Genomic DNA, 15296 nt, shown 5'->3' with positions numbered 1-15296 from the left:
GGGGCCGGTTTAGAGGGGGTGGCGGGGAGGAGTGAGCGGATTTGTGCCGACTGATTGGGCTGAGTGAGCGGATTTCCGCTTACCGCGTGAAGATCAAAAGCCCCTCACCCTAGCCCTCTTCCAGAGGGAGAGGGGACTGACCGAGGTGTTCTTGTGGGTTACATCGACCTGCAATATCGAGTCGAATACAGATTCGGGAAAGCATGGAGATCGGCTCCCTTCCCCCTCGCCCCCTGGGGGAGAGGGCTGGGGTGAGGGGGATGGATTTCAGCTACACCACAAATCTCTGCCTCACTCCGCCAGAAACATCTCCCGACTCAACCCATGCCGCTGCATCTTTTCATTGAACGTACGGCGCGGCAGTTGCAGTTCTTCAAGCACCGCTTTCACATCACCTTTGTGCCGGGTCAACGCCGCGCGCAGGCATTGCGCTTCGAACGCTTCCTGCTGCGCCGCCAGCGATTGCCCTGGATCGATTCCGGCGACCGGTTCATCAAGCCGCAGTACCTGACGCTCGGCAACGTTGGCCAGTTCGCGCACGTTGCCCGGCCAGTCATGGCTGAGCAGGTGACTGAGCTGCGCACCGGTCAACGGCGGAAAGGTCCGGCCCAGACGCTGGGCGGCATTCTGCGCAAAGGTCTCGAACAGCAACGGAATGTCTTCGCGGCGATCGCGCAGCGGCGGCAAGCGCAGTTCGGCGACGTTGAGGCGATAAGCCAGGTCCTCACGAAAACGCCCGGCGCGGGCTTCATCGAGCAGGTCCGGTTTGGTCGCCGCGACGATACGCAAATCGACGCGAATGCTCTGGTTCGACCCCAGCCGTTCAAGCTTTTGCTCCTGCAAGACCCGCAGCAATTTCACCTGCTGGGCCAGCGGCATGCTTTCGATCTCGTCGAGAAACAGCGTGCCGCCATCGGCGTATTCCAGCTTGCCGATGCGCTTGCCCGAGGCGCCGGTAAACGCGCCGCTCTCATGGCCGAACAGTTCGGCCTCGAATAGTTGCTCCGGGATCGCCGCGCAGTTCAGCGCCACGAAAGGTTTGCCGGCGCGCGGGCCGAAATCATGCAGGCAACGCGCGACCAGTTCCTTGCCGCTGCCGGTTTCACCACGGATCAGCACGTTGACCGGCAACGTCGCCAGATCCAGCACTTGCCGACGCAATGTCTGCAAGCCGCGGGACACGCCGAGCAGCGTCGCATCGAGCTTTGCGCGGTTGTCGGCCAGTTCGTGCAGGGCACGGTTTTCCAGAACCAGGCGGCGTTTGTCCAGCGCCCGGCGCAGGCTGCCGAGCAGGGTTTCCGGGCTGAACGGTTTTTCCAGAAAGTCGTAGGCGCCGTCGCGCATGGCTTCGACCGCCATCGGCACATCGCCATGGCCGGTAAGCAGAATCACCGGCAGATCGGCGTCGCGCTGTTGCACTTGCGCGAGCAATTGCAAACCGTCCATGCCGGGCATGCGCACGTCGCTGAGGATCACCCCGGCAAAATGTTCCGGGAGCGCGGCGAGGCATTCTTCGGCACGGCTGAACAATTGCACCTGAAACCCCGACAGGCTCAGCCACTGTTCAACGGCGTCGCGAATGCTGCTTTCGTCGTCGACCACCATCACCGAATTGAGCATCAGATGTGTGCCTCCAGATCGATTGGCAGGGTCAGGCTGAACACCGCGCCGTGGTCGCCATTCTCGACGCTCAGGCGCCCGCCGGATTCATGCACGATGGCGAAGGATACTGCCAGCCCCAGGCCCAGACCATCGCCCACCGGTTTGGTGGTAAAGAACGGATCGAACACCTGGCCCAGATGTTCCTCGGCAATGCCGCCGCCGTTGTCGCTGACGCTGAGCCGCCACAATTGCTCATCGGCCTCCAGACGGATTTCCAGGCGCTTGCAGGCTTTACCCTGCATTGCATCCAGCGCATTGCGCAGCAAATTGATCAACACCTGTTCCAGACGAATCGCGTCACCGCGCACCCACGCCGGGCGGGTCAGATGCAGCACCAGGCTGACCTGTTCGTCACGCAGCCGCGCATCGAGCAGTTGCAGCGACTGATCGACAACCGTCGCCAGATCCAGACGTTCGCGCAGGCCGCTCGGGCTCTTGCGGGCGAAAGTCTTGAGGTGGCCGGTGAGGGCAGCCATGCGCGTGAGCATGTCATCCACCGGTTTCAGCGCCTTGTACGCGTCATCGACGCGGCCATGTTCGAGCAGCAGGCGCAGGGTGGCCAGTTGCATGCGCTGAGCGGTCAACGGTTGATTGATTTCGTGGGCCAGCGCGGCGGACATCTGCCCCAGCGCGGCGAGTTTGGCCGACTGCACCAAACCTTCCTGCGCGGTGCGCAAGTCGCGGGTGCGCTCCTCGACCAGACGCTCGAGTTCTTCGCGATTGCGCTGACGGACCTTGGCCAGCCGCCAGCGCTGATTGAGAAACAGCAACAAGAACACCAGCGCCAGCCACACACCGGCGGCGGCCAGCGCGGCGTTGCGCAAATCTTCGAAGGCCACTTGCGGGCGGCGCAGCAGATGCAGGGTCCAGCCTTCGGTCGCCAGTGGCAGCGATTCCCATAAATAGTCCGCCGTGCCCTGCGGACCTTCGACCCGGCGCAGATCGCTGTTGTCATCGAAGCGCCGTAGCGGCAAATGAGTCAGCGGCAGCAGCGATTGCTTGTCGTACTGACGCGTGCTTTTGATCTCGGTCAGATCATCGGCGCTCAGCGGCCGCAAGGCGCGATAACGCCAGCCCGGCTGATTGGCGATAAAGATGATCCCGCGTGCATCGCTGACCAGCAGCGTGTCGCTGCCCTGGCTCCATTCGCGTTCCAGTTCGGGAAATTCCAGCTTGACCACCATCGCACCGAGAAACTCGTCGTGGTCACCGAGCACCGCGCTGGAAAGGAAATAGCCGGGAATGCCGCTGGTCACGCCCACTGCGTAGAAACGCCCGGTGCCTTGGGTGCGGGTCTGGCTGAAGTAGGGGCGGAAGCCGTAATTGTGGCCAACGTAACTGCTGGGCAAGCGCCAGTTGCTGGCGGCCACGGCCAGGCCTGTGCGATCCAGCAGTTCAAGGGTCGAGGACTGCGCCGCACCGTTGATTTTTTCCAGCTTCACATTCAATGCCGCTTGCTGCGCAGCATCGACCGGGCCGGCCAGGGCCGAACGCAATTGCGGGTCCAGCGCCAGCACGGCGGGCAGGGCGCGATAGCGGTCGATCAGGGTGTGCAAGGAGTTGGCGTACAACCCCAGTTGCTGATTGGCGCGGGCGGCGTCTTCTTCCAGCGCCTGACGCTCGGCGTGGCGCATCGCGAGCGTCGCGGCAATGACCGTGCCGGCGATGATCAGCAGGGAATACAACGACAGACGCAGGGTACGGGAAGTCGGCAGCATGCTGGTCTAACGGATGGTAGGAGGAGCGGCACGATAGCATGCAGATCGCGTTTCGCTACGTGATCGCACGTCACCGGCTATCCCTTGAGTCTTGCCTGTGTGTTCTTGAGATGGCCGATAGTGACATCGGTGGCCCTGCGAATGCTTTGCAGTGTATCGCCCGGTGCATTGCCAAAGAACCTGCTCAGCAATCTGTATGTATGGATGGAGGTACGCCCCGCGTCATCAAACGCCTGAGTAATTTCGTCGACGTTTTTGTTCAGTACATCAATCATCCCGTTGATGAACGTTTGCGCTCTCTCCACTTTCTCGGGACTGAGCGGGGCGCCTGCGCCGGATATCTCATGCAGGATCTCGAACGTGCCTGCCAGAGTACTGAAGGCGGCGCTGGCTTCGCTGGCAGCCGAAGGTGCGGCGTATTTCGCTGCAACACCGGCGCCCGCCGTCGCGACTTCCTTGGCGCCTCTCAGCCAGCCAGCCTGGTTCAGCGTTATGATGCCTCTGCCGATGGCCCTGAATTTGTTGAGCGCATAATGACCGTAGTTGCTGCTCTTGTATTCGGACCGACCCACAATTCGGCCCGGATCAAGCTTGCCCGCCTTGAATTTGACTGACGCGCTGAAGCTCATGCTGTCTGCGACGTAATCCACTCCCACGCTGACGGCTTTTTTTGCCAGCACGCCGAGAAACACCCCGAACGCTACACCGACCGGGCCGGTCACGCTGCCCAGCGCCGCCATCGTTGCGCCGATTCCGATGCCCGCCGCGTAACTGACGGCCTGCCCTCCGATATGTGCCGCGGTTCTGAGGGCCGCGGACTTCCCGTGTTGTGCTGCCGAGCGGTGGTTATCAATTTGCTGATCGGCTTCCTGAGCCCTTCTGGAGGTGAGCTTGAGAATATCAAAATGCCGATCGATGGCTTTTGATAACCGCATGTTCGCTTGGTACTGTCGCTGTTGTGAGGCGCTCGCTGCTTTCCTGGCATCCCGTTCTTCGGGCCTTTCTATGTGAAAAGCGTCCAGCAGGGATTGGCCGTCCTGATCAGAGAATTTGATTGGGTTGTTGGCAACGAACGAGTACAGATTCAACCCATCCACATCCCCCGCCGGATCTGCACTGACCCAACGCTGCAACCATGGCGCGTAATAGCGGGCGCCGTAGTAGTACAAACCGCTGACATCCATTTCCTTGCCGGAGTAACGGACGAAGCGGTATTCGATTTCCGATTCCGGGGCCACCCATGCGGTTTCGCCGAACGGGTAATAGCCTTCTGCGCTGGTGACCACAGCGTCTTTGTTGAGCTCCATCACGCAAGAGCCGAGGTGGTCTTCAAGGGTGTAACGCAGTTGGGTCTTGTCGGCTGGCCCCGCTTGCACCCAATGCAGGCAGCGCGCATTACCGAGGCTGATGATGTGCAGTTCTTCGCCATTGTCCTTGGTGCGGATTTCCAGGCCGGGCAGGTAGCGCACTTTATCGACGTGGTTGACACCCCTGGCGACCGTTTCGCGGTATTTGAGTACCCGCACGCCCTGGCTGTAGCGGTAATACTCAGTGTCGTTGGCGCTGTCCTTGCGAATCACCAGATCTATATGTTCCAGCTCGTCGCGATTGTTCCAGTGCAATGTCGGACCGTGCCGCAGCCTGCATTGATTGCCGTGCAAGTCGAACCAGCTGCCAAAGTCCGGTTGGTCATCGCTTTCCCAGCGCACTGCGCGGTTGCTTTTGTCATCGACGCGCATACGCCTCGTGCGACCGCCGCCGTCGCGCTGATGACGCAATTCGGTCAGATTGCCGCCGTCGTCGTAGCTATACGTCTGGGTGTAGTTGAGGCGGTTTTGCTCGTCGGGCGGTCGCGGCAGGCCGGGAATTTCCGGGGGCAGGGCGTCGTCATGACCGGTCGCGCGGATCAACCGATACAACGAGTCGTAGATGAATGTGCGGTGGCCATCGACCCGCTGGTTGGCGAACCAGGTAGGCTCGAAGGCGCGGTCTTCGATGCGGGTGATATTGCCGACGCGGTCGTAGAAGTAGGCGAGATCCTGCAATCTGGGCTGACCGGGTTTCTGACTGATCCGCGTGCGCAGGCGTCCGTCCGCCGGGTCGTACGTCCACTGACTTAGGACACCGTTACCGGCCAGTTGCGAGGTGATCTGATTGTTCGCGTTGTACTGCGCATCCCGCAGAACCTGTGTGACCTGCTCCCCGACTTGCAGCTCCACCTGTTTGAGCTGGCCGGCAAGACCGTAGCTTGACGCTCTGCGATAACCACCGGCATCGGTCTGCTGCAGCACAGCGCCCAATGGGCTGAAGACCTGATGGCTGGTGAACGCTTCGTTATCGTGAAAAGTGCGCTTTTCCACCAGTGCCTGTCTGGTGAGGGCATAGCTGGTGATATCCAACGAGCCTGACGGATCTGTCTGCCGGATCAACCGGCCGCGCAGGTTGGAGCACGCTCCGGCAGAACCGGGGGCGTAAGTGAAGGTATCGAGCTGATTTTCGCCGTTTCCCGAGACTTCGAGCTGCACCAGGCGCAATTGCTCGTCAAAGGTTGATTGCCAGACATGGCCACGCTCGTCCCAACGGTGTCTGGGCTCTCCGTCCCTGCCCAACAGGGCCAGGCGCCAGCCGCTATCCCGGCTGCTGGTAAACACGGCGATACCGTTCAGCGAAAACACGCTGGTGCTGTTCGCTATCGGCAGGCGTGGATCCTGTTGCGCGACCATACGCCCGGCGACATCGTGGCGCTGGCGGGTCACAAGAGCTCTCGGCGTGTCATCCGCCACGGTACGCAGATAAGCGACCTGGCGGACTGGCAGGCCACGTGCGTCGGTGACCGTCAACGCAGGAGTGCGCGAATGAACGGTATCGAATTTCATTGGTGTGGATATGTATGTCGGGTGAATGGCCTGACAAAGTCCTGAAATGCCGCTTTGAACCTGGATTTCGGTTGAGCTTGTTTGCGCAAAAAACGGTTGTCTGTGAGTGCGTCTTCCTTGTACCAACTCATCATGGTCTGGCTGGTTTCGATAAATCCCAAAACCTTACTGATTTCCTCTCGAAGGGCTTCGAGTCGGATAGGCCCCGCAGCTGTTGAGTGGCCTGCATTAGGTATCACAAGACCTGCATCGAACGTGTTTCGCCCCAGACGCCTGTACGCTTTTTCGGCGATGGCCATTCGGGAAGTGAGGGCTTCTTTCCAGTCTGCAAGCATGGTTTCGATTTTCTGAATCTTTACCGGATCCAATCCGTTTTTGATGTCCTCGGCTTCTTGTACACGTTGCCCCATATTGAGCGTTGCGCCGACGCCTCCAATAACTGATCCGACGACGTAGTTCATAAATATCAGGCTTGCATTGGCCGGGCTGGTATCCAGTCGACCCTGTGTGAGACCGATCTTTTCATCAATGGCTGCGACGCTCATTGCTGACGTTTGTGGAATCAAGGGCTTGATCAGATTTGCAGGGGACATGAGGCGATCAGCAAGTTCCCCCGTGATGGTGCCGGCGATGTTCCCGCCGACCAACCCTTCGAGAAATGGTGGTTTACCCTGTTCAGTAAAATTGACCATGTGCGGGTTGTCGGGAAGCATTGAGCCTATTTTCGCACCGAGGTAAAGGCCGCCGAGGAAACCGGCAGCGGCATTGATGCCTTCTCCCGCGAAATTCCCCAGCAATTCGACACCGTATTGTCCGTGTGAGAAGTTCTGAATCTGTTCTTGAGCAGTAACAGAGTAATCACTAAGAACGGTCAGAAAGTTTGCGAAGTTGACAATCTCATGTCCTTCTCGGCTGTTCCCCTGCACATCCACAAAAGAGACCGGGTTGTTACCGACAAAACCATACAGATTCAACCCATCCACATCCCCCGCCGGGTCCGAACTGACCCAACGCTGCAACCACGGTGCGTAATAGCGGGCGCCGTAGTAGTACAAACCGCTGACATCCATTTCCTTGCCGGAATAACGGATAAAGCGGTATTCGATTTCCGACTCCGGCGCCATCCACGCGGTTTCGCCGAACGGGTAATAGCCTTCTGCGCTGGTGACCACAGCGTTTTCATTGAGCTCCATTACGCAAGAGCCGAGGTGGTCTTCGAGGGTGTAACGTATCTGGTCGTCTATCGGCACTGAACGTTGCGCCCAATGCAGGCAGCGCGCGTTACCGAGGCTGATGATGTGCAGCTCCTCGCCGTTGTCCTTGCTGCGAATTTCCAACCCCGGCAGGTAGCGCACCTGGTGGAAGTGGCGGACCTTGTCGGTGAACCATTCATGACATTTGAGGACCCGCTGGCCGGCGCTGTACTGGTAATACTCGGCATCGTTATCGCTGTCTTGACGGATAACCAGATCCACGCGCTCCAGCTCATCACGCCTGCTCCATTGCAATGACGGACCGTGGCGCAGCTTGCGTTGATTGCCGTGCGGGTCGAACCAGGTACCGAAGTCCGGCGGCTCGTCGCCCGTTTCCCAACGCACCCCGCGATTGCTTTGATCGTCGATGTATATGCGCCGGGTGCGGCTGGCGCCGTCGCGCTGATGACGCAGTTCGGTCAGATTGCCGCCATCGTCGTAGCTATACGTCTGGGTGTAGTTGAGGCGGTTTTTCTCGTCGGGCGGTTGCGGCAAGCCGGGAATGTCCGGGGGCAGGGCGTCGTCATGACCGGTCGCGCGGATCAGGCGGTACAGGGAGTCGTAGTCGAATTCACGGTGGCCGTCGACCCGTTGATTGGCGAACCAGACGGGCTCGAAGGCGTGGTCCTCGATGCGAGTGATGTTACCGACGCGATCGTAGAAATATTGCAGATCCTGCAATCTGGGGTGAGCGGTTTTCTGACTGGTGCGCGTATGCAGGCGTCCGTCGGCCGGGTCATACGTCCACTGACTCAGGACACCGTTACCAGCCAGTTGGGAAATGATCTGGTTGTTGGCGTTGTACTGCGCATCCTGCAGAACTTGCGTGGTGTTCGCCTTCACTTGCAGTTCCATTTGCCTGAGTTGCCCGGCGAGACCATAGCGCGATGCTCTGCGATGGCCGCCGGCATCGGTCTGTTCAAGCACGGCGCCAAGCGGACTGAACACCTGGTGGCTAGTGAACGCTTCGTTATCTTGAAAAGTGCGCTTTTCCACCAGTGCCTGTCCGGTGAGGGCATAGCTGGTGATATCCAACGAGCCTGACGGATCTGTCTGCCGGATCAACCGGCCGCGCAGGTTGGAGCCCGCTCTGGCAGAACCGGGGGCGTAAGTGAAGGTATCGAGCTGATTTTCGCCGTTTCCCGAGACTTCGAGCTGCACCAGGCGCAATTGCTCGTCAAAGGTTGATTGCCAGACATGGCCACGCTCGTCCCAACGGTGTCTGGGCTCTCCGTCCCTGCCCAACAGGGCCAGGCGCCAGCCGCTATCCCGGCTGCTGGTAAACACGGCGATACCGTTCAGCGAAAACACGCTGGTGCTGTTCGCTATCGGCAGGCGTGGATCCTGTTGCGCGACCATACGCCCGGCGACATCGTGGCGCTGGCGGGTCACAAGAGCTCGCGGCGTGTCATCCGCCACGGTACGCAGATAAGCGACCTGGCGGACTGGCAGGCCACGTCCGTCGACGACTGCCAGCGTCGGCGTGCGCCAGTGCAGGGAGGCGGTCATGCTCCCGACTCACTCGAGGACACCACCTCTTCGGCGGTGTCGTTGAAGTCTTCGCTGGTGTGATACCAGGGATGATAAGTCTCGCGGGAAAAGTCGCCTTTGGCGTTGACCAGCCTGGTCGGACGCCCCGGCGCGTCATAGAACAGCTGATCGAAGAGCCCGAGCTTGCGCAGGGATTGATCATTGACGTAGCGGTGGGTGTTGGCGAAAAACGGCCGGTATTGGCGCTGCGGCAGACCTTTGTTGTTGTACTCGACGCGTTCGCTGATACGCCAGCGTGTCTGCGTCGGTTGCTCACCTTCTTCGATGAGCAATTCACCATCCTCGCCCACCACATAAGCCAGCCCCGGGTCGACCTTTTGCTGGGTCTGCAGTACCCGACCAAAGCCATCTACGCAGGTTTTGACGATCTGGATCTGCGCGACGATGGGGTCTGTGGGGTAGCGGTCGGCGCTGAGCACCACGGTGTGTACCGGTTCTCGGTAAGCCAGTTCAATGGCCTCGATCAATTGCTGGTCTTCAGGCGTCAGTGCGTGGCTTTGCGCAAGTCGGCGACGGGCACTGGCACGGATCTGCCCGCCGGGCAACAGGTCGCCTTGCATGATCGACCGGGTTTGAAGGGTGGAGGAGGGGATTGATCCCATCCAGCTAAACGGGTTTTTGTGCAGAGTACTTGCTGCTTTGCCTACGGTGTCCTCTGGAAACTGGATGGCGTATTCCGGACTGGTGTCCGGCAAGGTCCAGCCAACGCCCAGCTTCTCGAATCCGGCAGGTTCACCATTCTCGGTACCGTAAAAGCTGACGACCAGTGGCTGCCCGGAAGGCTCGTAAATGACTTCTTCGAAGTTGTCGTTGGCGTCCTTGATCAGCCTGGGTTTGAGGGCGTGGTAATCGAACTCCGCTACCTCAACCGCACACCCGTCGGGCAATTCCACGCGCATCACCGCCAGGTAGTGTTGATCGTATTCGGCCTTGGTCACGCCATGGCTTGGCGTTTCATTGAAATCGAGCACGTTGTAGAACGCTTGCAAGCCGCCGTACCGAGCCAGATTGAACCGCGACGACCATAGGTTTTGTTCCTCGCTCGGCGGCGTTTCGAACAGCAGTTGCATGGGGTCGTAACCAATTGCCGCGAGGGCCTCGCGGATATTCAGGTCCGGCACAATGCTGTAAGCGTCCAGCGCGGTTTTATCCAGCAGGGCAAGCTCCAGAGAATGTGACAGGGCTTCGAATCCGGCGACGCCGTCATCCAGTTCAATGCCCTCTACGTCCACATAGCGCTGTATGGATTGGGAAGTCAGTACCCTTTCGACGGCCCATTCTTGCGTATCCTGCCGCTCTCTCAGTGATTCGAAAGACACCCGTGCCGGGTTCAACTCGCCGGGGAGCGTACCTTTGGCCAGTTTCAGCGCATCGCCCCGTTCCAGATACGGCAAGCCCAATCGCCACTGCTGTGGCTCTGGCAGATTGATCAGACGTGCACGGGTTTCACTGATGTAAAAGTATTGCTGCGCCTCGTCGTGAGCGTCGGACCACCATTGATTCAGATGGTCTTCGGTGAAGGGGGGCGGGCTCTGGGCGGTCAACCTGCGCGCATAGCTCACCGTAAGTGCGTGGGTCGCGGCGCCATAAGCGTTCCAGCGCAGGGTGACATCGTGGCGGCACAGCGGGTCGTTGATAAAGCCGTCGTACTGATAGCTGATGGCTTCGACCTGAAGGGGCAGCAGAACGGCTGCGGCATATGGCCCCTGCGGCCGCACCTCGCGAACCAGATAGCGCTTCTCTTCTACCGAGTACAGCGCGGCTGCACCGGGCGCCTGCGCATCGGCGCGGTAGGGGAAAATTTCTGTTCGAGCGACCGAGCCAACCAGTGCCTGCGCAATCCGATAGCGACTGTCGGACCCCTCCGGGGTGACGGGCTCATCCATTTCACCTTTGGGGTGGTAACGACTGAACAGGGTTTCGCCCAACGGGCAGGCGTCCACGTCCGCGCTGAAATAATCGTCGCGGGAGCGATTGATTTCCTGACCGTTGTGAAACCAGGTGCATGTTTGCACCGGCTCGCTGAAGCCAGGCTCTGAAGGATCGGTTCCAACCTCGCAGTCAAGTTGCTGCAAGTAGCCGAACCCGCGAAATTCCCTCTCCCTGCCGTCGTAGAACCCTTCGCGCCAAGTGAACGACTGGGTCAACCGGTTGCCGGTGATCTCGTCGTGCTGCTCCTGTTTTTTCACCACGGCCAGCGGAAATGGCAGATGACATACCGGTGCACGCTCAAGCGCCAGCAGCCGCTCCTTTTCATCCAGCCATTCCTGAGCCGAGCTGCGATAAGTCACGCCGCTGGAACAGCCCATGTTGTTGTTACTGTTGACCAGCAGGTAGGGCTTGGCTGCAACAAAATCGTAGCGCCAATGCCGCGGCTGGATATGCGGCACCGTCAAAATCAGGCTGGCGCAACCGAGGCCTTGCAGGTCGGCGAAACTGACCTGGCACAAACGGTCATAGCGCACGTCTTCAGGCCACGGCACGCTGACGGGAATCTGCTCCAGACCATTGCCGCCCCGGTTCAGGTAAATGTCGAACCCTTCGGATTTGAGATAGATCAGCGCGGGCGCGCCGGAGCCATCGAGATCGGCCAGACGTACTCGCGAGGCGTCGAATTCTTCATGGGTGAAGGGCAGGGCGCTGATCTTGCGACCTTGACCGAATGTGCCATGACCAAGATTCGGCCAGCAGCGGACCTCGTCATGGCGGATGCGGCACAGCTCGGGCATGTCGCTGCCAAGCAGGTTGCCCAGAAGCACCAGTTCGCTTCGCGAGTTGCTGAACACCGGCAGACGGTCGTCTGCGTATTCATGGGGTATTTCCTGTGCGGCGGCGAAGCCGTGTTCGCGCAGGCTGGCATAGAGGCGCACACGGTCGGGGCTGATGCGGGCCGCTGACATCAGCCCGTCGCCGCTGAAATCCCCCATGGTCAAAGTCAGATCCTGGTGTTCCCTGGGAAACGTGTCGAACGCGCTGAACAGTTCGAATTGGCGCTGCGCATTCAGCGCATGGAAACCGCAGTAACCCAACCGGGCGATGATCAGGTCCAGGCGCCCATCACCGGTCAGATCCAGCAGTTGCGCCACGGCGCGGTTACGATCTGCCACCGGGATCCTGTCCAGCAGAGCCCATGGGCCGTAACCGATCAATTCAGTGCCAGGCGCCGCGCGCAGCGGCTCGCGGTAGTACCAGGCGTTGTCATAGCGGCAGAGAAAACCCGGCACGCCCTCGCCATACAGATCGACGCATTGGTAGAACCCGCTGTCTTCGATGCCCGGTTGAGTCTCGTTTTCCAACAGGCGTGCAGGTGTCTTGTTGATCTCGAAGGGCGAGTATTCGAACTCTAGCGGCGGTGAATGCTCGACATTGCCTTGCGCATCGAAGGCCTGGTAGTGCGCCGCGGTGATCTGACTGTAGGCCCACGGCGCAGTGTTCTGGATCGGTCGATATTCCAACAGCAGGCGACGTACAAGCTTCGCCTCTGTCGCCAGCCCTTCGGGGAAGTGATGAAACATCAACACTTGCTGGCACAGCCTGCGGGTGCTCAGTTCAAAACCCTGGCCATAGGTGGAAAACGGATCCGGTCGCAGCCGCCAGCGGTTCACTTCTTCGTAGCTCGGGACCTCGGTCAACGAATTGCTGCGTTCGCCGTAATCGAACACCAGTTGAAAATGCCATGGCAGATCCGTCGGTCGGTCAGTGTCCCAGCTGTAAAGGCGATCGCTCGCCGTGGCATTGCCGTAACACACCCGTCGCAGATAGCGCTGGGCGCGGTAGTCGTGAATCGGGTCTTGCTCGTCAGGCTGATCGTCGGCCTTGTACTCGTAGCAGATGTGTTCGCCATGGGCGTTCATGCTTTCACATAAAAGCCAGCCGCTGATGCGTGATGGGTCGTCGGGGTCGGCACGGCGGGAGGCGGTGGTTTTGCCGTAGACATGCAACGTACCGTCGGCGCCATGGATCAGCCAGAAGGGGGCTCCGCCGTCAGCCGGATACCAGCATTCGCGCAGGGAAAAATCACTTTCGATCCGCGCCCGGTAAGTCACGACGTTGTGTTCGGGAATGGGACGGTCTCTGTAGCTGTGTTCCGTGCGCGACTTCAGGTTTCCTCCATCATCGAGCTCCGGCATCCACACCTCGCCGTCATGCCCGATGATTTCATCGTGCTCGGCATAACGTGGGACACCTTTATTGGTGCGGCGGCTGATCTGGCTCAGGCCCAGGTGGCAACCAAGGCCAAACGAACCGTTACCGCTCTGGCTGTTGATTGACAGGGGTATTTGCGGGTCGTAACCACGACCGCTCGATAGCGGAATCGGCAATTCGCATCCAGCCGAGGCGGTCGGCCCTACCGCGCTCCAGCTTTTGCCGATGGTGGCGATCGATGAGCTTCTGGCGATGGAAGGAGCTGTGATGCTGAGGTCTTGATCGGCCATGGTCGAGTCCATTCGCGCTACATAGGGCGTATGGATAGACGCTAACAGGAGTGGGCCTAAGATGGACCTGTCAGATCTGACAGGTGCGCAAGATCGTTTTCTGTGCTTGGGCGATTCTTTTATCGCAATTGGTTTGAACACACAAAAACGGCCGGGGCATCTTTGCGGATGCACCGGCCGTTTTCATGATGCCAGAAGCTTACTGCACTTCTACCGCCAGGCTTTCGCTGATCTTCTGTTGCCAGATCGCCGGGCCAGTGATGTGTACCGACTCGCCTTTGCTGTCCACCGCTACGGTGACCGGCATGTCCTTGACCTCGAACTCGTAGATCGCTTCCATGCCCAGCTCGGCAAATGCCAGCACCTTGGACTTCTTGATCGCTTGCGCAACCAGGTAAGCGGCGCCGCCGACAGCCATCAGGTACACGGCCTTGTTGTCCTTGATCGCTTCGATCGCGGTCGGGCCGCGCTCGGATTTGCCGATCATGCCCAGCAGGCCGGTCTGCTCGAGGATCTGGCGGGTGAACTTGTCCATCCGCGTTGCGGTGGTCGGGCCGGCCGGGCCAACCACTTCGTCACCGACCGGATCAACCGGGCCGACGTAATAGATGAAACGACCTTTCAGATCCACCGGCAGGGTTTCACCCTTGTTGAGCATCTCGACCATGCGCTTGTGCGCGGCGTCGCGACCGGTGAGCATCTTGCCGTTGAGCAGCACGGTTTCGCCCGGCTTCCAGCTCTGCACCTCTTCCGGGGTCAGGGTGTCGAGGTTGACGCGACGGGCCGACGGGCCGGCTTCCCAGACGATTTCCGGGTAGGCGTCCAGCGGTGGCGCTTCCAGCGAGGCTGGACCGGAACCGTCGAGCACGAAGTGTGCGTGACGGGTGGCGGCGCAGTTGGGGATCATGCACACCGGCAGCGAGGCAGCGTGGGTCGGGTAGTCCATGATTTTCACGTCGAGCACGGTGGTCAGGCCACCGAGGCCCTGGGCGCCGATGCCCAACTGGTTGACCTTTTCGAACAGTTCCAGACGCATTTCTTCGATGCGGTTCTGCGGACCACGGGCCTTCAGCTCGTGGATGTCGATGGATTCCATCAACACTTCCTTGGCCATCACTGCGGCCTTCTCGGCGGTGCCGCCGATGCCGATACCCAGCATGCCCGGTGGGCACCAGCCGGCGCCCATGGTCGGCACGGTCTTCAATACCCAGTCGACGATCGAGTCGGACGGGTTGAGCATGGCCATTTTCGACTTGTTCTCGGAACCGCCGCCCTTGGCCGCCACGTCCACTTCCACGGTGTTACCCGGGACGATGGAGTAGTGAATTACGGCCGGGGTGTTGTCTTTGGTGTTCTTGCGAGCGCCTGCCGGGTCGGCAAGGATCGATGCCCGCAGGACGTTTTCCGGCAGGTTGTAAGCGCGACGCACGCCTTCGTTGATCATGTCGTCCAGGCCCATGGTGGCGCCATCCCAGCGCACGTCCATGCCGACACGGACGAATACGGTGACGATACCGGTGTCCTGGCAGATCGGGCGATGGCCGGTGGCGCACATGCGCGAGTTGATCAGGATCTGCGCCATCGAATCACGGGCCGCTGGCGATTCTTCGCGCAGGTAGGCTTCGTGCATCGCCTGGATGAAATCCACGGGGTGGTAATAGGAAATGAACTGCAGGGCGTCGGCAACGCTCTGAATCAGGTCATCTTGCTTGATCACGGTCATGAGTCGCGCTCCTCTGAAAACGGTGGGGAAGCTACAGGCTTCTAGCTTCGAGCGGCAAGTTAAAGCATTACGCGGAC

6 protein-coding genes are annotated in these 15296 nt (G+C 60.0%); all 6 read right to left on the bottom strand.

The features are described 5' to 3' along the window. Window positions 1-291: 291 nt before the first annotated feature. The 6 genes from AC0IXA_RS24285 to AC0IXA_RS24260 all read right to left on the bottom strand — a co-directional run bounded on the left by AC0IXA_RS24285 (window position 292) and on the right by AC0IXA_RS24260 (window position 15219). Window positions 292-1620 (bottom strand): sigma-54-dependent transcriptional regulator, encoded by a 1329-nt coding sequence (locus AC0IXA_RS24285; protein WP_341638916.1) that lies wholly within the window; start codon window positions 1618-1620, stop codon window positions 292-294. Then, the gene (locus AC0IXA_RS24280) at window positions 1620-3380 is read right to left on the bottom strand and encodes an ATP-binding protein (protein WP_341638917.1); all 1761 of its coding nucleotides are present in this window, start codon (window positions 3378-3380) and stop codon (window positions 1620-1622) included. Before AC0IXA_RS24280 ends, AC0IXA_RS24285 begins: the two co-directional genes overlap by 1 nt. Before the next feature lie 77 nt (window positions 3381-3457). Then, window positions 3458-6256, bottom strand: coding sequence for an RHS repeat-associated core domain-containing protein (locus AC0IXA_RS24275; protein ID WP_341638918.1), 2799 nt, complete (start codon window positions 6254-6256; stop codon window positions 3458-3460). Continuing rightward, a complete protein-coding gene (locus AC0IXA_RS24270; RefSeq protein WP_471814644.1) occupies window positions 6253-9018 on the bottom strand; it encodes an RHS repeat domain-containing protein in 2766 nt (921 codons plus the stop codon). The genes AC0IXA_RS24275 and AC0IXA_RS24270 overlap by 4 nt, the downstream gene beginning before the upstream one ends. Beyond that, window positions 9015-13496, bottom strand: coding sequence for a SpvB/TcaC N-terminal domain-containing protein (locus tag AC0IXA_RS24265; protein WP_341638920.1), 4482 nt, complete (start codon window positions 13494-13496; stop codon window positions 9015-9017). The genes AC0IXA_RS24270 and AC0IXA_RS24265 overlap by 4 nt, the downstream gene beginning before the upstream one ends. A gap of 199 nt (window positions 13497-13695) precedes the next feature. Continuing rightward, window positions 13696-15219 carry a fumarate hydratase gene (locus AC0IXA_RS24260; protein ID WP_024014122.1) on the bottom strand — a complete coding sequence of 508 codons (1524 nt, stop codon included), beginning with the start codon at window positions 15217-15219 and terminating at the stop codon, window positions 13696-13698. Window positions 15220-15296: the final 77 nt, after the last annotated feature.

It is taken from the genome of Pseudomonas sp. AC083 (assembly GCF_979253165.1).
Note: the sequence above shows the minus strand (reverse complement) of the source record. Positions and strands in the feature narration are given on the sequence as shown.

What these genes read in the sequence shown, in the direction of transcription:
- AC0IXA_RS24285 (WP_341638916.1), bottom strand. Translation starts at nt 1,620, where the DNA reads ATGCTCAATTCGGTGATGGTGGTCGACGACGAAAGCAGCATTCGCGAC.
- AC0IXA_RS24270 (WP_471814644.1), bottom strand. Translation starts at nt 9,018, where the DNA reads ATGACCGCCTCCCTGCACTGGCGCACGCCGACGCTGGCAGTCGTCGAC.
- AC0IXA_RS24260 (WP_024014122.1), bottom strand. Translation starts at nt 15,219, where the DNA reads ATGACCGTGATCAAGCAAGATGACCTGATTCAGAGCGTTGCCGACGCC.
- AC0IXA_RS24280 (WP_341638917.1), bottom strand. Translation starts at nt 3,380, where the DNA reads ATGCTGCCGACTTCCCGTACCCTGCGTCTGTCGTTGTATTCCCTGCTG.
- AC0IXA_RS24275 (WP_341638918.1), bottom strand. Translation starts at nt 6,256, where the DNA reads ATGAAATTCGATACCGTTCATTCGCGCACTCCTGCGTTGACGGTCACC.
- AC0IXA_RS24265 (WP_341638920.1), bottom strand. Translation starts at nt 13,496, where the DNA reads ATGGCCGATCAAGACCTCAGCATCACAGCTCCTTCCATCGCCAGAAGC.